The 17046-nt window shown below is 73.6% G+C and carries 15 protein-coding genes; 7 read left to right on the forward strand and 8 right to left on the reverse strand.

What is annotated here, in order from left to right; translation table 11 throughout:
• The first annotated feature begins 148 nt into the window (after positions 1-148).
• A complete protein-coding gene (locus AC4MBH_RS05105; protein ID WP_491794122.1) occupies positions 149-400 on the forward strand; it encodes a DUF7455 domain-containing protein in 252 nt (83 codons plus the stop codon).
• A gap of 124 nt (positions 401-524) precedes the next feature.
• Entirely contained in the window at positions 525-1382 is an 858-nt protein-coding gene (locus tag AC4MBH_RS05110; RefSeq protein ID WP_491793264.1) for an EamA family transporter, read from the forward strand.
• Between the two features lie 333 nt (positions 1383-1715).
• Here AC4MBH_RS05110 and AC4MBH_RS05115 read toward each other — a convergent pair whose 3' ends face one another.
• The 3 genes from AC4MBH_RS05115 to AC4MBH_RS05125 all read right to left on the reverse strand — a co-directional run bounded on the left by AC4MBH_RS05115 (position 1716) and on the right by AC4MBH_RS05125 (position 4398).
• Positions 1716-3239: an RNA polymerase sigma factor gene (locus AC4MBH_RS05115; RefSeq protein ID WP_491793265.1), complete on the reverse strand. Its 1524-nt coding sequence runs from the start codon at positions 3237-3239 to the stop codon at positions 1716-1718.
• 149 nt (positions 3240-3388) lie between these two features.
• Positions 3389-3970, reverse strand: coding sequence for an HhH-GPD-type base excision DNA repair protein (locus AC4MBH_RS05120; protein WP_491793266.1), 582 nt, complete (start codon positions 3968-3970; stop codon positions 3389-3391).
• Positions 3971-4023: 53 nt separating this feature from the next.
• Positions 4024-4398, reverse strand: a complete 375-nt coding sequence (locus tag AC4MBH_RS05125; protein ID WP_491793267.1) for a universal stress protein — start codon at positions 4396-4398, stop codon at positions 4024-4026.
• An 84-nt stretch (positions 4399-4482) separates the two neighbouring features.
• Between AC4MBH_RS05125 and AC4MBH_RS05130 the strand changes: the two genes are divergently transcribed.
• Positions 4483-4953, forward strand: coding sequence for a hypothetical protein (locus AC4MBH_RS05130; RefSeq protein ID WP_491793268.1), 471 nt, complete (start codon positions 4483-4485; stop codon positions 4951-4953).
• Positions 4954-4978: 25 nt separating this feature from the next.
• On the opposite strand, the gene AC4MBH_RS05135 is transcribed toward AC4MBH_RS05130, so the two are convergent.
• Both AC4MBH_RS05135 and AC4MBH_RS05140 read right to left on the reverse strand, forming a co-directional pair.
• A complete protein-coding gene (locus AC4MBH_RS05135) occupies positions 4979-6454 on the reverse strand; it encodes a glutamate-cysteine ligase family protein (RefSeq protein ID WP_491793269.1) in 1476 nt (491 codons plus the stop codon).
• Between the two features lie 35 nt (positions 6455-6489).
• Positions 6490-7557 (reverse strand): DUF4192 domain-containing protein, encoded by a 1068-nt coding sequence (locus tag AC4MBH_RS05140; RefSeq protein WP_491793270.1) that lies wholly within the window; start codon positions 7555-7557, stop codon positions 6490-6492.
• A gap of 132 nt (positions 7558-7689) precedes the next feature.
• Here AC4MBH_RS05140 and AC4MBH_RS05145 point away from each other — a divergent pair, with 132 nt between their 5' ends.
• Together AC4MBH_RS05145 and AC4MBH_RS05150 are read left to right on the forward strand one after the other, a co-directional pair.
• Positions 7690-9048 carry a DNA polymerase IV gene (locus AC4MBH_RS05145; protein ID WP_491793271.1) on the forward strand — a complete coding sequence of 453 codons (1359 nt, stop codon included), beginning with the start codon at positions 7690-7692 and terminating at the stop codon, positions 9046-9048.
• A 10-nt stretch (positions 9049-9058) separates the two neighbouring features.
• A complete protein-coding gene (locus AC4MBH_RS05150; protein WP_491793272.1) occupies positions 9059-10069 on the forward strand; it encodes a GNAT family N-acetyltransferase in 1011 nt (336 codons plus the stop codon).
• Here the strand turns inward: AC4MBH_RS05150 and AC4MBH_RS05155 are convergent.
• The 3 genes from AC4MBH_RS05155 to AC4MBH_RS05165 all read right to left on the reverse strand — a co-directional run bounded on the left by AC4MBH_RS05155 (position 10050) and on the right by AC4MBH_RS05165 (position 13659).
• Positions 10050-10922 carry a 5-oxoprolinase subunit C family protein gene (locus AC4MBH_RS05155; RefSeq protein WP_491793273.1) on the reverse strand — a complete coding sequence of 291 codons (873 nt, stop codon included), beginning with the start codon at positions 10920-10922 and terminating at the stop codon, positions 10050-10052. The two genes, AC4MBH_RS05150 and AC4MBH_RS05155, sit on opposite strands and share 20 nt — an antisense overlap.
• Positions 10919-11512: a 5-oxoprolinase subunit B family protein gene (locus tag AC4MBH_RS05160; RefSeq protein WP_491793274.1), complete on the reverse strand. Its 594-nt coding sequence runs from the start codon at positions 11510-11512 to the stop codon at positions 10919-10921. The genes AC4MBH_RS05155 and AC4MBH_RS05160 overlap by 4 nt, the downstream gene beginning before the upstream one ends.
• A gap of 1439 nt (positions 11513-12951) precedes the next feature.
• Entirely contained in the window at positions 12952-13659 is a 708-nt protein-coding gene (locus AC4MBH_RS05165) for a LamB/YcsF family protein (RefSeq protein WP_491793275.1), read from the reverse strand.
• 34 nt (positions 13660-13693) lie between these two features.
• On the opposite strand from AC4MBH_RS05165, the gene AC4MBH_RS05170 reads away from it, so the two are divergent.
• Together AC4MBH_RS05170 and AC4MBH_RS05175 are read left to right on the forward strand one after the other, a co-directional pair.
• Positions 13694-15856, forward strand: a complete 2163-nt coding sequence (locus AC4MBH_RS05170) for a S9 family peptidase (RefSeq protein ID WP_491793276.1) — start codon at positions 13694-13696, stop codon at positions 15854-15856.
• Between the two features lie 226 nt (positions 15857-16082).
• A complete protein-coding gene (locus AC4MBH_RS05175; protein WP_491793277.1) occupies positions 16083-17039 on the forward strand; it encodes a sigma-70 family RNA polymerase sigma factor in 957 nt (318 codons plus the stop codon).
• Positions 17040-17046: the final 7 nt, after the last annotated feature.

A 17046-nucleotide genomic window follows, 5' to 3' on the forward strand; every position in this document is an offset into this window, starting at 1 on the left:
CCGGCCAGCCCCGCGAGGACGACGACGTCCGGGGCGTGGACCACACCCGGCCGGGGAAGGAACCTGCGTGATGGGATCGAGTGGCGTGCCCCACGTGCCGGCGGGAATGTTGGCTCCGCTCGCTAGGTTGGACATGGCACCGACTGAGATGAGAAGAGGCCCTGAAGTGACGACTGCAACCGCCCCCAGCACGGCCGCCCTGACCGCTGAGGACCGCTGCGACCGCTGCGGTGCCCAGGCCTACCTCCGCGTCGAGCTCCAGAGCGGCGGTGAGCTGCTCTTCTGCGCCCACCACGCCCGGGAGCACGGTGACAAGCTGAAGGAGATCGCGGCCACGGTGGTCGACGAGACCCACAAGCTCGCCGCGACGCCGGGCCGTACGCCCGACGAGGAGCGCTGAGCCCCGCCCCACCCACGACGCCACGGCCCCGGACCTCGGTCCGGGGCCGTCGTCGTCGGTAGGGCACGACACACCGGCGCACCCACCCCCGAGGATCCCGGGCGCCCGTGCCAGCCTGTCCCCCGTGGCTGTCGTCCTGTCGCTGTGCGCCGCACTGGCCTACGGGCTGTCCGACTTCGTCGGCGGGGTCGCCTCCCGCCGGGTGAGCCCCTGGGCGATCGCGTTCACCGCCCAGGTCGGGGGCGCGCTCGTCGTCCTGGTGCTGGGCCTGCTGCTGGACGGCCACCCGCGCCGCGCCGACCTCGGCTGGGCGGTGCTGGCCGGCCTGGGCAACGGCATCGGGACTTCGTTCCTCTACCGGGGGCTGGCCGCCGGCCGGATGGGCGTCGTCGCGCCCGTCTCGGGCGTCGGGGCCGCCCTGGTGCCGCTCGTGGTCGGCGTGGGCGCCGGTGAGCGACCGGGGCTGCTGGCCTGGCTGGGCATCACCGCGGCGCTGCCGGCGATCTGGCTGGTCGCCAAGGAGCCGTCCAGCACCCCGGCGACCGACGCGCCCCGCGCGCCCCGCGCACCGGCAGCCGCGGGCCTGGTTGACGGGGTGCTCGCCGGCCTGGGCTTCGGCGTCCTGTTCGCGGCGCTCGGCCAGATCCCCGAGGAGTCGGGCCTGCTGCCCCTGGCGTTCAACCAGGCGGTCGGCGCAGTCGTCGTCGTCGCCGTCGCGACAGCCCTCGGTCAGTCCTGGGTGCCGCGCGGGCCGATGGCGTACGTCGGACTGGCCACCGGCACGCTCGGCGCCGCCGGGAGTGGCCTGTTCCTGGTCGCCACCCAGACGGGGTTCCTCACCATCGCGGCGGTGATCACCTCGCTCTACCCGGCGTTCACGGTCCTGCTCGCCGCGTTGGTCCTGCGCGAGCGGGTGCACCGCGCCCAGGCATGGGGGCTGGTGCTGTGCGGCGTCGCGGTCGGGTTCATCGCGGCGTCCTGACGGGCCGACCGCCACGGCCCCACGCCCGGGGTCGCCGGTCTGGTCCAGCGGCACGATTCGGCGGAGTTCGTGCGGCAGCAGTGCCAAGCAGCCCACCGGCGTGTCATAGTGGACCCACGCCAGGCCGACCCCGATGGACTGCCCCCCAGACATCGGACCGGCCTGGCGGCCTACTTTTTCCGCCGCGGCCTGCCCGCTGGTCGGCCCGGGTCCGGGATGCTGCCGACCGTCGTGACTACTACCTGACGGTTGCAACCGTCAGGTGGTGACCACGAGGCTCGGTAACACGCCCAGCCGGCCCGGTCGCCCAGCCCGCCGTACGGCGGGCCAGGCTCAGTCGAGGTAGTCGCGCAGGACCTGCGAGCGGCTCGGGTGGCGCAGCTTGGACATCGTCTTGGACTCGATCTGGCGGATCCGCTCGCGGGTCACGCCGTAGACCTTGCCGATCTCGTCGAGGGTCTTGGGCTGGCCGTCGGTGAGCCCGAAGCGCATGGAGACCACGCCGGCCTCGCGCTCGGACAGCGTGTCGAGGACGGCGTGCAGCTGCTCCTGCAGGAGCGTGAACGACACGGCGTCGGCGGGCACGATGGCCTCGGAGTCCTCGATGAGGTCACCGAACTCGGAGTCGCCGTCCTCGCCGAGGGGCGTGTGCAGCGAGATGGGCTCGCGGCCGTACTTCTGGACCTCGACGACCTTCTCGGGGGTCATGTCGAGCTCCTTGGCGAGCTCCTCGGGCGTGGGCTCGCGACCGAGGTCCTGCAGCATCTGCCGCTGGACGCGGGCGAGCTTGTTGATGACCTCGACCATGTGCACCGGGATGCGGATGGTGCGGGCCTGGTCGGCCATCGCGCGGGTGATCGCCTGCCGGATCCACCAGGTCGCGTAGGTCGAGAACTTGTAGCCCTTGGTGTAGTCGAACTTCTCCACCGCACGGATCAGGCCGAGGTTGCCCTCCTGGATCAGGTCGAGGAAGAGCATGCCGCGGCCGGTGTAGCGCTTGGCCAGCGACACGACGAGGCGTAGGTTGGCCTCGAGCAGGTGGTTCTTCGCGCGGCGACCGTCCTCGGAGATCCACTCGAGCTCCTCGAGGACCTTCGCCGAGAGCTTGCCGCCCTTGGCGAGCTTCTCCTCCGAGAACAGGCCGGCCTCGATCCGCTTGGCGAGCTCGACCTCCATCTCGGCGTTGAGGAGCGGCACCTTGCCGATCTGCTTGAGGTAGTCCTTGACCGGGTCGGCGGTCGCGCCGGCCACCATGACCTGCTGCGCGGGCTCGTCGGTGTCGTCGGCTGCGGAGATCACGAAGGTCGACGTGGCGGTCGCCTCGTCCTCCTTGATCGTCGGGTCGACCTTGACGTCCTGCTCGAACTGCTCGTCGGGGACGTCGGGGAGGATCTTCTTGCCGTCGGGGCCGATCGTGCCGACGGGACCCGGGGGCTCCTCGGCGGCGGCGGCCTTGCGGGCGGCGGCGGCCTTCTTGGCTGCCGGGGTGGCGACCTTCTTGGCCGGAGCCGCCTTCTTCGCGGGCGGCGCGGCGGTCTCGGCCGTGGCCTCGGCGGTGGCCTCGGCGGCCTTCTTGGCGGGCGCCTTCTTGGCCGCGGCGGTGGCGGTCTTGCGCGTGCCGGTGGTGGCAGCCGCGGCGCGGGCGCTCGCGGGCAGCTCGACGCCGAGGCCCAGGGAGCTCAGGTGCTCGAGCAGCGACTTCAGGTGCCGCGGCTCGACGCCGGCCTCGTCACTGGCGCGGCGGACCTGGTCGGGGCTGAAGGCCCCGGACGGCGTGGCCTGCGCGATGAGCTCGAGGACGGCGGGGTGCGCCAGCACCTCGGTGGGGATCTTGCGTGCGTTCGAGGACACGAACACCTCTCGTCAGGCAGGTGGCAAACAGGTGGGAGCGGTTCGGGGCGCGACAAGGACCGGTGTCGTCAAGAGCCGCTGCGGACATACTGCCACGACCCGGGTGACGCTCCGACCACGAGGGCGGCGCGAGGGCCCGCGGCGAGGCTCCGTGACTACCCCGTGGCCGGGGCGGCGGCGGCCTTGGCCGCGGACTTCTTCTCCTTCTTGAAGTCGCGCACCTTCTGCAGGCTGGCCGGGTCGACGACGTCGGCGACGGAGCGGTAGCCGTCGAGGGCGTAGTCGCCCGCAGCCCGTTCCCAGCCGTCGGGGCGCACGTCGAGCTGCTTGGCCAGCAGGGCCACGAAGATCCTCGCCTTCTGCGCCCCGAAGCCGGGCAGCGCCTGGACGCGCTTGGCCAGGTCCTTGCCGTCGGCGGCCTCGGTCCAGATGCGCTCGGTGCGGCCGTCGTACTGGTCGACGACGATGCGGGCGAGCTCCTGCAGGCGCGCGGCCATCGAACCGGGGAACCGGTGGATGGCGGGGGGCGTCGAGCACAACGCGGTGAACTCCTCCGGGTCTGCCTCGGCGATCGCCCGCGGGTCGAAGGTGCCGAACCGCTCGGTGACCTTGGCCGGGCCGCGGAACGCGTGCTCCATCGGGTACTGCTGGTCGAGCATCATGCCGGCCAGCAGCGCGAAGCTGTGGTCGCTGAGGATCTGGTCGGCGTCGACGTCGCCGGTGATGTGGATCGACATGAGCCCATCCTGCCAAAGCGCGGCGGCGCGGTAGGAGCGGAAGGAGCGGGTGCCTAGGCCTTGACGGCCAGGACCGGGCAGTGCGCGTCGAGCAGCACCCGCTGGGCGTTGGAACCGAGGATGAGCTTGCCCACCGGCGTACGCCGGCGAAGGCCGATCACGATCAGCTCGGCGTCGTTGGACTCGGCGACGCTGACCAGGTCCTCGGCGGCCTCGAAGCCACGGACCAGCTGGCGCACGTCGTGGACGACGCCGGAGGCCTCGAGCTTGGCCCGCACCGAGGACAGGTCGGGCTCGTCCTCACCGCCCCGGGACCGGTGGGAGTGCACGACGATCAGCTCGGCTCCCCGCAGCTTGGCCTCCTCGATCGCCTTGTCGAGAGCAGCCTCGCCCTCGGGCTTGGGCACGTACCCCACCACCACGGTCATGCGGGCACCGTACTCCCGACGGCCGCGCGGGGCACCTGTGGAGAACAGTCCGGGGTGTCGACGGGCTGCGGCAGGGTGAGTGGCATGCACCCGGTCCCCTCGCCGCCCGCGAGCGCGATCACCGAACCGGTCGGTCGCGCGCTGCTCGCGCTGCTGCGGCGCGCGGTGGTCGACCACGCGGCCGAGCGGCGGCGGGTGTTCCCACCGGTGGTGCACGTCGGCGTACCGGGAGGCGCGGTCGCCACGCTCGTCCTGGGCGACCAGCGCCTCGACCACGCGTTGCGCACCGACGCGGTCGAGGCCCTCGTCCGCCGCGCCCGCGGTCCGGGACCGCCGCCGTTGGTGTGGCTCACCCGGGGCGGGTCGGCCCGCGAGGGTCGCGAGATCGACCACGCCTGGCTGGCGGCGTCGCGCTCGGCGTCCGCCGAGCTCGGTCAGGCCCTCCCGATGGTGGTGGTCACCCGGCGGTGCTGGCGCGACCCGTCCACCGGGGTCCACCGCGAGTGGGCGCGGGTCCGGCTGACGGTGCAGGAACGAGCCGCAGACCCGGGCTGAACCCCGGCCGGGTCAGTCCCAGGTGTCAGTCCCAGGTGTGCACGGGCTCGTTGGTGTGCATCCGCTCGCGGTAGTCCAGCAGCGTCGCCCGCAGTGCGTCGAAACGGTCCTCGCCCCGCCGCTGCTGCATGGCCCGCACGAACCACTCCGCGCCGTTGGTGCCCAGCAGGCACCGCTGCTCGATGATCCCGAGCAGACGGTCGATGGTGCCGGCGTCGACGCCCCAGGCCTCCAGGCCCTGCTGGGCCAGCGGCAGCAGCCGCCGCAGGACCAGCTCGGTGGCCCGCACCTGACCGACGGCCGGCCAGTACACCTGGGCGTCGATGCCGTGCTGGGCGGCGACGTGGAAGTTCTCCTCCGCGGCGCTGAACGACATCTGCGACCACAGCGGCCGCTCGCTCTCCGCGAGCGCACGCACCAGGCCGAAGTAGAACGCGGCGTTGGCGATCGTGTCGGCCACGGTCGGGCCGGCGGCCAGCACCCGGTTCTCGACCCGCAGGTGCGGCACCCGCTGGTCGTCGGCGCCGGTGACGTCGTACACGGGTCGGTTCCAGCGGTAGATGGTGCCGTTGTGCAGCCGCAGCTCGCCGAGGCTGGGCGTCCCGCCGGCCTCCAGCACGGCGAGCGGGTCCTCCTCGTCGGTGATCGGCAGCAGCGCCGAGAAGAAGCGGACGTTCTCCTCGAACAGGTCGAACACCGAGGTGATCCACCGCTCCCCGAACCACACGCGCGGCCGCACGCCCTGGGCCTTGAGCTCCTCGCTGCGGGTGTCGGTGGCCTGCTCGAACAACGGGATCCGGGTCTCGCGCCACAGCTGCTTGCCGAGCAGGTACGGCGAGTTGGCACCGACGGCCAGCTGGATCGCCGAGATCGCCTGGGAGGCGTTCCAGTAGGAGGCGAACTGGTCGGGCGAGGTCTGCACGTGCAGCTGGGTGCTGGTGCAGGCGGCCTCCGGGAGGATCGAGTCGGAGGTGGTGTCGAGCCGGTCGACGCCGGCGACCGAGATGGCGAGGTCCTCGCCGCGCGCGTCGAGGATCTGCTCGCTCAGCAGCTTGTAGCGCGGGTTGGCGCTGATGTTGTGCATCCCCATGTGCCCCTCGTCGAGGGTGGGCAGGATGCCGATCATCACCAGGTGGGCGCCGACCTCGGCCGACTTGGTCTCCGCGTCGTTGAGGCTGCGCCGCAGGTTGTCCTCGAAGGTCTCGAGCCCGCCGTCGCGCAGCTTGGCGGGGGGCACGTTGATCTCGATGTTGAACTGGCCGAGCTCGGTCTGGAAGTCGGGGTCGGCGATGGCCTCCAGGGCCTCGGCGTTCTTCAGCGCCGGGTCACCGACCTCGTCGACGAGGTTGATCTCGACCTCGAGCCCGGTCATCGGGTCGTCGGTGTCGAAGGCCGCCTCGCGCAGCATCCGGGCGAACACGTCGAGACACCGGCGCACCTTCTCCCGGTGCCGCGTCCGGTCGGCGGGGGTGAACTCCTGGTGGTCGACCTCTTCGCCCATCCCCCGAACCTAGTGCCGACCGGCCCCGCGTGGGGTCACCCCGTCTCGCGACCTCCGAGTCCCTCCTTCCAGTCGAAGCCGTCGACCCAGACCGACGGCGGGACCGCGCGCTCCAGGGCCTCGGCGAGCAGCCCGCAGAGCCCGTAGTCGGGGTCGACCTCCTCGCACCGGTCGAGGGCGCACCACGCGAGGGCTCCGTCGCCGGACTGCCACGCCGCCCACCCCAGCAGGGCGGCAGCCGCCGGGAGCAACGCCGGCGGCGAGCGGCGGACGACGTCGGCGAAGAACGCCGTCGCGGGACGGGCCCGGTCGCGAGTGATGGCCGACCAGGCGGCGTCGCGGACGCGCAGCGACTGCATGCCGCACAGCAGCCGGGCGACCTCGCCGTCGGCCGGCCGGGCGCCGGACTCGAGGTGGCGGGCCACGAAGCCGTGCGCCCAGGTGCCCTCGGCCAGCTGGACCGACGCGGACTCGAGGCCGGCCGGGTGCCGGGAGGGCAGCCCGGCCGCGAGGGCGTCGACCCGCGCCACCGCGTCGGGGTCACGGTCGAGGCTGCTGGCGAGGTCGGCCCGGGAACGGTGCAGGACCCGGCCGTCGACGACGGCCTGGGCCAGGAAGGGGTGGGCCGCCAGGCGTTGCGGGTCGTAGGCCGCGCCGGCGCCGTGTGCGTCGCGGAGCGAGGACCACCGGTCGTCGCCGACCAGCAGCGCCTCGACGACGTCGATGTCGTGGCGGCGGAACGTCGCGCGCAGCGCGCGCCACGCGGCCCGGCCGAGGTCGGCGTCGGCGGTGTGGACCAGGAGCACGACGCGGCCGACCCGGTGGTGGGCCGCGGGTTGCACGAGGGTCTGCGCCAGCCCTGGCAGCGCGGCGCGGTCGGGCGGCAGGTCGACCCGCGCGTGGAACGGGTGCGTGGCGTCGAAGGTCAGCATCACCACCGACTCGGTGGGCCAGAAGCCCAGGACCACCGCCGCGGCGGCGAGGAGGTCCTCGGGCGAGCGCGCGGTGAGCCGGGTGGGACCGGGCGGGCCAGCCGGGGGTGGGGTGCCGGGGCGGGTGGGACGCGGGGTGGGACGCGGGGTGGGACGCGGGTGTCTGGTCATGGCCTGGACCGTCCCCGGCGGCACCGACAGCCCACGCGCCGACACCCGCACCCTGTGGAGGAACGGCGGCCGCGGCGGCCCTGTGGACGACTCGGGGACGTCTCCACAGGCACCGGGGGCCAGAATCGACCCATGCGGCAGCAGGCGTCGGTGCTCCACCTGGACCTCGACGCGTTCTTCGCCTCCGTCGAGCAGCGCGACAAGCCGTCGCTGCGGGGCAAGCCGGTGGTCGTCGGTGGGGTCGGTGGCCGGGGTGTGGTCGCGGCGGCGTCGTACGAGGCCCGGCGCTACGGCGTCCGGTCGGCCATGTCGACCCGCGAGGCCCGGTCGCGGTGCCCGCAGGCGGCGTTCCTCACCGGGCGCTTCCACGCCTACCGCGAGGCGAGCGACGCCGTGATGGCGCTGCTGCGCGGCGTCTCGCCCTTGGTCGAGCCGCTCTCGCTGGACGAGGCGTTCGTCGACCTCGCCCGCGCCGACCTGCCCGACCTCGAGGTCGCGACGGTGACGGCGTTCGCGGCCGACCTGCGCGAGCGGGTCGCGGAGGCGACCGGAGGACTGCGGGCGTCGGTGGGCATCGGCACCTCGAAGTTCATCGCCAAGGTCGCCAGCGACCTGGAGAAGCCCGACGCGCTCGTGGTGGTGCCGCCGGGCACCGAGCGCGACCTGCTCCGGCCGATGAGCGTCACCGTCATCCCGGGCGTGGGCCCGGCCACCACCGAGCGGCTGCGCCGGGTCGGCATCACCACCGTCGCCGAGCTCGAGTCGGTCGACCTGGACGAGCTCGTCCGGCTGGTCGGCAAGGCCCACGGCACCAGCCTGCACGCGCTGTCGCGGGCGCTCGACGACCGCCCGGTGGTCGCCGAGCGGGAGGCCAAGTCGGTCAGCGTCGAGGGCACCTACGAGACCGACCTGACCGACCGCAAGCTGATGGAGAGCCTGCTGACCCGGCAGGCCGCCGACGTCGCCGGTCGGCTGCGCAAGCACGGCCTGTCGGGACGCACGGTCAGCATCAAGGTGCGCCTGTACGACTTCACCACCCTCAGCCGCTCCTCGACCCTGGCCGAGCCGACCGACAGCCCGGCCGCCATCGGGCGGCTCGCCCGGGCGCTCCTCACCGACCTCGACACCTCCGGCGGCGTCCGGCTCCTGGGCGTGGGCGTCTCGGGGCTGGCCGACTGGGTCCAGGAGGACCTGTTCGGCGAGGCGGGCGTCGCGGGTGAGGACGCCGAGCCCGAGGGCGAGCCCGCGCCCGACCCGCTGCCCTCCCAGCGACGGAGCGGCTACGCCCCCGGGCAGGACGTCGAGCACGACGCGCTGGGGCGCGGCTGGGTGTGGGGCTCGGGGCGCGGCGTGGTGACGGTGCGGTTCGAGACGGCCGGCACGCCGCCGGGCCCGGTCCGCTCCTACTCCGTCGACGACCCGGCACTGCGGCCCTGGCGGCCCCCGGAGCCCGACGAAACCCAGGTGACCGTCGACGCAGGCGGCGCGTAGCGTCCCCGGGATGGACATCACGCCGGTCGACCTCGGCAGCGACCTGGCCCTGCGGGCCTCCTACGACGTCGAGCGCCGCGCCATGCTCGAGGGGCGCGAGGGCATGCCGCACTGGTCCTGGCAGGAGATGTCGGAGATGTGGCGCCACGACGACTCCGGCGAGAAGAAGGTGTTGCTCGGCGGCTGGGAGGACGGCCGGATGGTCGCCGGCGCCGAGCTGTTCATGCCGCTGATGGACAACCTCGACAAGTGCTGGCTCGGCGTCTGCGTCGACCCCGACGCGCAGCGGCGCGGTCGCGGCCGCCAGCTCCTCGAGGCGGTGGAGGGCCTCGCGATCGACGCGGGTCGCACGGTGCTCCTCGCCGAGACCAAGCTGCCCTTCGAGGAGGTGGCGACGCACCGCAACCGGCGCTTCGCGGAGGAGGCCGGCTACTCCTTCTCCAACGTCGAGGTCGTGCGACACCTGCCGCTGCCCGTCCCGGTCGCCGACCTGGAGCGGTGGGCGGCGCAGGCGGCGGTCAAGCACGCCGGCTACCGCCTGGTGACCGTCCGCGACGAGGTGCCCGACGAGCTGCTCGAGTCGTTCGTGGCCATCTTCGGCCAGCTCTCCGTCGACGCGCCCACCGGCGAGGCCGACTGGGAGGAGGAGGTGATGACCCCCGAGCGCTTCCGCGACACGGAGGCGGCGCTGCGCAAGGCCGGCCGCCGGGTGTGGTGCACCCTCGCGGTCGCCACCGACGGCTCCGTGGCGGCGTACTCGACGATCTCGGTGCCACCGGAGGGCGGCCGCACCGACGCGTCCCAGTGGGGCACCTTCGTGGGTCGCGAGCACCGTGGCCGTCGCCTGGGCCTGGCCGTCAAGGCCGCCAACCTCCGTGCCGTCCAGGACGCGCACCCCGAGATGCGCCGGGTGGTCACCCAGAACGCCGAGACCAACGACTGGATGGTCGCCATCAACGAGGAGATGGGCTTCGAGCCCGTCGAGGCCTCGGTCGAGCTGATCAAGCGCGTCGGAGCCTGACCTCGTCACCCGGCCGCAGCTGCGCGCACGCCGCCAGGTCCTCAGGACGCACCACCGCCACCACCGGGTAGCCCCCGGTGACCGGGTGGTCGGCCAGCAGGACGACCGGCATGCCGTCCGGCGGCACCTGCACCGCCCCGAGCACCATCCCCTCGCTGGGCAGCTCCCGGTCGTCGAGGCGCTCGAGCCCCTCACCCGACACCGGCTGCAGCCGAAGTCCGACCCGGTCGGACGAGCCGCCGACGACGTACGCCGTGCGGCACAGGCGCTCGAGCGTCCCGTCGACGAACCGGTCGACCCGGGGGCCGGGGTCGACCCTCAGCACGGCGGGTGTCCCCCGCCGCCACGGAGGAGGTACGTCGACCGCCACCGGCGGGCCGGTCGGCTCGCCGACCGGCAGCAGCGTGCCGGCCTCCACCCGCGGCGGCCCCACCCACGCCAGGGTGTCCGTGGAGCGGGACCCCAGGACCGGCTCGACCACCCAGCCGCCGCCCACGGCGAGGTAGGACCGCACGCCCGCGGTGACCGGACCCAGCCGGAGCTCGGCACCTGCCGGCACCCGCTCGGCACGGGTGTGACCGACGGGCCGGCCGTCGACCCGCACCGCGCAGGGCGCACCGGTCACGGCCACCCAGCGGGCGGCGCCTGCGCGCAGGGTGATCCCGCCGAGGGCCACCTCGAGCACCGCCGCGGCCGGGTCGTTGCCGACCAGCCGCCCGGCCAGCGCGGCGGCCGGCGCGTCGAGCGGTCCGGCACGGGGCACGCCGAGGTGCGCCAGCCCGGCGCGACCGCGGTCCTGCACCGTGACCAGGCCACCGGTGTCGAGCACCTCCCACGCTCGGTCGCCGGTCATCGGGCCACGAACCGGACCCGGGTGCCCGGGGCGAGCAACGCGGGCTGCGCCCGCGAGGGGTCCCACAGCACGGCGTCGGTGCGCCCGAGCAGCCGCCACCCGCCGGGCGAGGCCGTCGGGTAGACCCCGCACCACGCCCCCGCCAGCGCCACCGATCCCGGGGGCACCGAGGGGCGGGGCGTGGCGAGCCGCGGCACCCCGAGGCCGGCGGGCAGCCCGGACAGGTAGGCGAACCCGGGCGCGAAGCCGCAGAACGCCGAGACGAAGGTCAGCGACGCGTGCCGCTCCACCACGCCGTCCCGGTCGGTTCCCCACCGCTCGGCGACGTCGGCGAGGTCGGGCCCGTCGTACGTCGTGGGCACCTCGACCAGCGGGCCGTCGGGCGCGGCGACCCCGGGGGTCCACCGCGCCAGGCGGTCGCGCAGGCGCGCCTCGTCGGGCACGCCGTCGAAGAGCACCGTGACCGCCCCCGGCACGACCTCCTCGGCCCCGACCCCGGCGCTGCGGGCGTACGCCGCCAGGTCGAGGGCCTCGGCCGTCGTGGCGACCTCGGCGAGGAAGGCCCGGGGGCCCACCGGGAGCAGCTGCACGCTGCCAGTGTCCACCCACGCGCAGCAGCGTGGCCCCGTGGCGCCGCCGCCACGGAGGGCGAACCACCACCCCCACGCGCGGCAGCGTGGCGGGCCCGCGTGGCGCCGCCGCCACGGGCGGTGACCACCACCCTCCGCAACGCGGCGGCGACACACGAGCGGTCCGACACGCTCGCGCCATCCAGTACCGGTGGCGGACCCGCGTGGCGCCGCCGCCACGGCGGTGACCACCGCTCCCTCTTGGACGCGGCGGCGACACGCGCAAGGTCCGACCCGCTCGCGCCATCCAAAACAGCGCGGCAGCGCGGCGGACCCGCGTGGCGCCGCCGCCACGAAGGGCAACCACCACCCCTCCTGGACGCGGCGCCGACACGCGAGCAGTCCGACACGCTCGCGCCATCCAAAACAGCGCGGCAGCGTGGCGGGCCCGCGTGGCGCCGCCGCCACGGGCGGTGACCACCACCCCTCCTGGACGCGGCGGCGACACGCGCACGGTCCGACACGCTCGCGCCATCCAATCCGCGCGGCGGCGACACGCGAGCGGTCCGACACGCTCGCGCCATCCAAAACAGCGCGGCAGCGTGGCGGGCCCGCGTGGCGCCGCCGCCGCGAACGGCGACCACCACCCCTCCTGGACGCGGCAGCGACACGCGAGAGGTCCGACATGCTCGCGCCATGAAAAAGGGTGAGGGCCTCTTGATGGTATGAGCATCAAGAGGCCCTCGGCTTGTCCGGGTCGGTGACGTCCGGACGACCCGACGCCCGCTCCGACCCCGCCGTCCCCGTCACCGGGCCGACGCCGCGAGCAGGGCTCGTGGTGTGGGTCTTCGCCGTCGTCTGGTCTCGTCCGGCTGGGTGACGTCCGGACGATCGAGCACTCGCTCCGGTCCCGTCGCCCCCGTCACCGGGACGCCGCTCCTGACAGCTCGAGAGCCGCCGTGAGGATGGACCTTCACTCCTGCCGATCCCCTTCGCTTCCGCCGCCCCGAGGGGCTTCTTCCGCGTCGGTAGGAGAGTTCTATGCCTGCCGGACCGGGGCGCGCAAGGGGTTGGCGCAAACCCGTCCGACATTCCTCTGGTCCCACAGGAGGGTCCACAGAAGTGCCCCGCTCCTCCACAGGAACGGCGCTGAGTCCACAGCTTGAGGACGCCCCTGTGGAGGAGGTCGGCCACCGTCGTAGTGGTCTCGAGACGGGCCTGGCGGCCCTCCTCGACCAGCGTGGGTCGCCGACGGTGGCGGGAGTGGCGGGAGCTGCCGCAGACCGCCACCACCGGTGGTCAAGGGTTGAGCTGGCAACCGTCTCGAAACCACCGGGGAACGCAACCTCGACCACCGGTGGTGGAGGAGGTTGCGCTGGCAAACGTCCTAGAACCACCCGGGTGCGAAACCTCCCCTGATCTCGAGGCGGGCCTGGCGGCCCTCCTCGACCACCGTGGCGTCACAGCCCCGCGAGTCGCCAGCCGTCGCGCTCCAGCGCCGACCGGACGGCGTGGGCGTGGGCGACGGCGCCGGGGGTGTCGCCGTGCAGGCAGAGCGAGTGGACCGACGCCGCCAGCCCGGCCGCCCGGGCCGCGATGGCCTGGCTGTCGTCCAGGACGGCGCCCGGCTCGTCGCGCGGCACGAGCCGGCCGTCGGCGGTGGAGGCGCGGTCGGGGAAGCCCTCCAGCCACACCCCGCGCCCGGCGCCGGCGGCCTGGTCGAGCAGCTCGCCCGGCATGCCCAGCACCGGCAGCGCGCCCGAGCCGGCCAGCACCGCGGCCGCCTGCTCCTCGTCGTCGAGCACCCGGTGGTAGAGCGCCCCGTGGGGCTTGAGGTAGCGCACCGCGGTGCCGGCCGAGGACGCGATGTCGCACAGCACGCCGACCTGGTGGGCCACCTGCTCGCGCAGCACCTCGTAGGCGACGTCGACCGCGACGCGGCCGAAGTGGGCGCGGTCGGCGTAGGACACCTGGGCGCCGACCGAGACGCCGCGCTCGACCGCGCCGTCGCACACGGTGCGCATGATCTCGGGCGACCCGGCGTGGTAGCCGCACGCCACGTTGGCGCTGGTCACCACCGCGAGGAGCGCCGCGTCGTCGGTGACCTCCTCGCCGAGGTCGGCGTTGAGGTCGACGGTCCGGACGAGGTGGGAGGCGAGGTCGGCCACGGGCCGACTCTGCCACCTCGTTACCGTCTTCGACATGAGCGAGTCCCCCGCCCCGGCGGCCCAGCAGACCCGTCCGACGGCGGAGCCTCGCCCGGTCACCACCGTCCACCACGGCCGCGAGCGCGTCGACGCCTACGACTGGCTCCGCGACAAGGAGTCCCCCGAGGTCCTGGCCCACCTCGAGGCCGAGAACGCGTTCACCGAGCAGCGCACCGCCCACCTGGCCGACCTGCGCGAGCGCATCTTCGGCGAGATCAAGGCCCGCACCCGCGAGACCGACCTGTCGGTGCCGACCCGGCTGCGCGAGCACTGGTACTACGGACGGTCCTTCGAGGGGCGTGAGTACGGCGCCACCTGCCGGGTCCCGGCCACCGGCCCCGACGACTGGACGCCGCCGCGCCCGGCCGAGGACGCCGCGCCCGACCAGCCGGCGCTGCCCGGCGAGCAGGTGCTCCTCGACCTCGACCAGCTGGCCGAGGGGCACGAGTTCTTCTCCCTCGGCGGCTCGACGATCAGCCCCGACAGCCGGCTGCTCGCCTACGCGACCGACGTCGTCGGCGACGAGCGCTACACGATCCGGGTCAAGGACCTCGACACCGGCGACCTGCTCGCCGACGAGATCGTGGGCTCGCTGGGCGGCGGCACCTGGGACCGCGCCGGGGAGCACCTCTACTACACGACCGTCGACGACTCCTGGCGCGCCGACAAGGTGTGGCGCCACCGCCTCGGCACCTCGCAGGAGGCCGACGAGCTGGTCTTCCACGAGACCGACGAGCGGTTCTTCGTCGGCTGCGGCCGGACCCGCACCGACCGGTTCCTGGTGGTCGCCAGCGGCTCGAAGACCACGACCGAGTACCACCTGCTCGACGCCGACGCCCCCGAGCTCGGGTTCCGCCTGTTCGCCGCCCGCGAGGAGGGCGTCGAGTACGCCGTGGAGCACGCCGTCCTGCGCGGCGAGGACCGCTTCCTGGTGCTGCACAACGGCGCCGGGCCCGACTTCGAGCTCGGGGTCACCCCGGCCGAGCCGACCCCGCGGACGGGATGGGTGCCGCTGCTGCCGCACGACCCCGCCGTCCGGCTGGAGGACGTCGACGCGTTCGCCGGCCACCTCGTCGTCCACCAGCGCAGCGAGGGGCTCACCCAGCTGCGCATCCTCGAGCTCGACGACGACGCCCCGACCGGCGTCGGCGACGACTACCTCGTGGAGTTCGACGAGGACGTCTACACCGTCGGCTCGGGCAGCAACCCGCGCTTCGACCAGCCGACCGTGCGGCTGGGCTACGTCACCATGACCGTGCCGTCCTCGGTCTACGACTACGACGTCCGCACCCGCGAGCTGACGCTGCTCAAGCAGGCCCCCGTGCTCGGCGGCTACGACCGCGACGACTACGAGGAGCACCGCCTCTGGGCCACCTCGGTCGACGGCGAGCAGGTGCCGATCTCACTCGTCGTCCGCCGCGACGCCCGCGCCGGCGGCGGACCGGTCCCCCTCCACCTCTACGCCTACGGCGCCTACGAGATGTCGACCGACCCCGCGTTCTCGGTGGCCCGGCTCTCCCTGCTCGACCGCGGCGCGGCGTTCGCGATCGCCCACGTGCGCGGCGGCGGCGAGATGGGTCGTCGCTGGTACGACGCCGGCAAGCTCGCCCACAAGCAGCACACCTTCGACGACTTCGCCGCCTGCGCCCGCCACCTCGTGACCGAGGGCTGGACCACCGCCGACCGGCTGGTCGGCGAGGGCGGCAGCGCCGGCGGCCTGCTGATCGGCGCGGTGGCCAACCAGGCCCCCGACGCCTTCGCGGGGCTGGTGGCGCAGGTCCCGTTCGTCGACCCGCTCACCTCGATGCTCGACGCGAGCCTGCCCCTGACCGTCACCGAGTACGACGAGTGGGGCAACCCCGAGGGCGATCCCGAGGCCTACGACGCGATCGCGGCGTACTCGCCCTACGACAACGTCGCGGCCCGGACCTACCCGCGGATCCTCGCCGAGACCTCGCTCCACGACACCCGCGTGCTGTACGTCGAGCCGGCCAAGTGGGTGGCGCGGCTGCGGGAGGTCGCTCCCGAGACCGACGTGCTGCTCAAGGTGGAGATGGCGGCCGGGCACGGCGGCGTCTCGGGCCGCTACCAGGCCTGGAAGGACCGGGCGTTCACCCTGGCCTGGATCCTCGACGTGCTGGGTCTCGCCGACGCCTGAGGTGCGGTTCCGGGTCCCGTTTCCTGATCATTGACCCTTCAACCATGAGAACTCCCTGAGATCTCGCGGTTCCGGCAACTCTGGGGCAGTCCGGAGCGTCGTTGCTGACGAAGGGCTTGTGAGGGACGGCAAGCCTTCGGGGTGATGTGGGAATCCACCCACCACCACGAACGTTGGAACCAGACGTGGACGCAAGGTCGACCACGAGACCGTAAGGAGGGTCCCCATGGCTACCAGGACCGCATCGACGGGCACCCGCGAGATCGAGGGCCGCGACAGCGTCGGCCTCTACCTCGACGAGATCGCCCGCAACCCCCTGCTCGACGCGGCCATGGAGGTCGAGCTCTCGAAGACGATCGAGGCCGGTCTCATGGCGGAGGCGCTGCTCAAGGAGGGCCGCGTCGGGCGCAAGAAGGGCGGCGCACCCATGCGTGCCTCCCAGGAGGAGCTCGAGTGGCTCGCCGAGGAGGGTCGCAAGGCCGTCGACACCTTCATCACCGCCAACCTGCGTCTCGTGGTGTCGATCGCGCGCAAGTACGGCCGTGCGCAGATGCCGATGCTCGACCTGATCCAGGAGGGCAACACCGGCCTGATCCGTGCGGTCGAGAAGTTCGACTACACCAAGGGCTACAAGTTCTCCACCTACGCGACGTGGTGGGTGCGGCAGGCGATCACCCGCGGCATCGCCCAGCAGGCGCGCGTGGTGCGGCTTCCCGTGCACGTCGTCGAGGAGCTCAACCAGGTCGGCGGCGCCCGCCGCACGCTCGAGCGCCAGCTCGGTCGTGACCCGGAGCCGGCCGAGATCGCCACCGAGCTCGGCATGGACGTCGACCGAGTCCTCGACCTGATGGCCTGGGGTCGCGAGCACGTCAGCCTCGACACCCCCATCGACGAGGACGGCGACACCTCGCTGGGCGACCTGATGGCGCAGGAGACCTCGCCGTCGCCCGACGCGACCGTGCTCGACACCGAGTCGCGCGACCGGCTCAACAGCCTGGTCGGCAAGCTCGACGACCGCGCGGCCGACATCATCCGCTCGCGCTACGGCTTGGTCGACGGTCGCCAGCACAAGCTCGCCGACATCGGCGCCAAGCACGGCATCTCCGCCGAGCGGGTGCGCCAGCTCGAGCGCGAGGCGCTGCAGAAGCTGCGCCGCCTGGGCGACCCCGACCTGGCCGCCTGAGCCGCCT

It is taken from the genome of Nocardioides sp. WJ219 (genome assembly GCF_058559815.1).

What these genes read in the sequence shown, in the direction of transcription:
- AC4MBH_RS05105 (WP_491794122.1), top strand. Translation starts at nt 149, where the DNA reads ATGAGAAGAGGCCCTGAAGTGACGACTGCAACCGCCCCCAGCACGGCC.
- AC4MBH_RS05120 (WP_491793266.1), bottom strand. Translation starts at nt 3,970, where the DNA reads ATGTCGATCCACATCACCGGCGACGTCGACGCCGACCAGATCCTCAGC.
- AC4MBH_RS05125 (WP_491793267.1), bottom strand. Translation starts at nt 4,398, where the DNA reads ATGACCGTGGTGGTGGGGTACGTGCCCAAGCCCGAGGGCGAGGCTGCT.
- AC4MBH_RS05130 (WP_491793268.1), top strand. Translation starts at nt 4,483, where the DNA reads ATGCACCCGGTCCCCTCGCCGCCCGCGAGCGCGATCACCGAACCGGTC.
- AC4MBH_RS05135 (WP_491793269.1), bottom strand. Translation starts at nt 6,454, where the DNA reads ATGGGCGAAGAGGTCGACCACCAGGAGTTCACCCCCGCCGACCGGACG.
- AC4MBH_RS05140 (WP_491793270.1), bottom strand. Translation starts at nt 7,557, where the DNA reads ATGACCAGACACCCGCGTCCCACCCCGCGTCCCACCCCGCGTCCCACC.
- AC4MBH_RS05145 (WP_491793271.1), top strand. Translation starts at nt 7,690, where the DNA reads ATGCGGCAGCAGGCGTCGGTGCTCCACCTGGACCTCGACGCGTTCTTC.
- AC4MBH_RS05150 (WP_491793272.1), top strand. Translation starts at nt 9,059, where the DNA reads ATGGACATCACGCCGGTCGACCTCGGCAGCGACCTGGCCCTGCGGGCC.
- AC4MBH_RS05155 (WP_491793273.1), bottom strand. Translation starts at nt 10,922, where the DNA reads ATGACCGGCGACCGAGCGTGGGAGGTGCTCGACACCGGTGGCCTGGTC.
- AC4MBH_RS05170 (WP_491793276.1), top strand. Translation starts at nt 13,694, where the DNA reads ATGAGCGAGTCCCCCGCCCCGGCGGCCCAGCAGACCCGTCCGACGGCG.
- AC4MBH_RS05175 (WP_491793277.1), top strand. Translation starts at nt 16,083, where the DNA reads ATGGCTACCAGGACCGCATCGACGGGCACCCGCGAGATCGAGGGCCGC.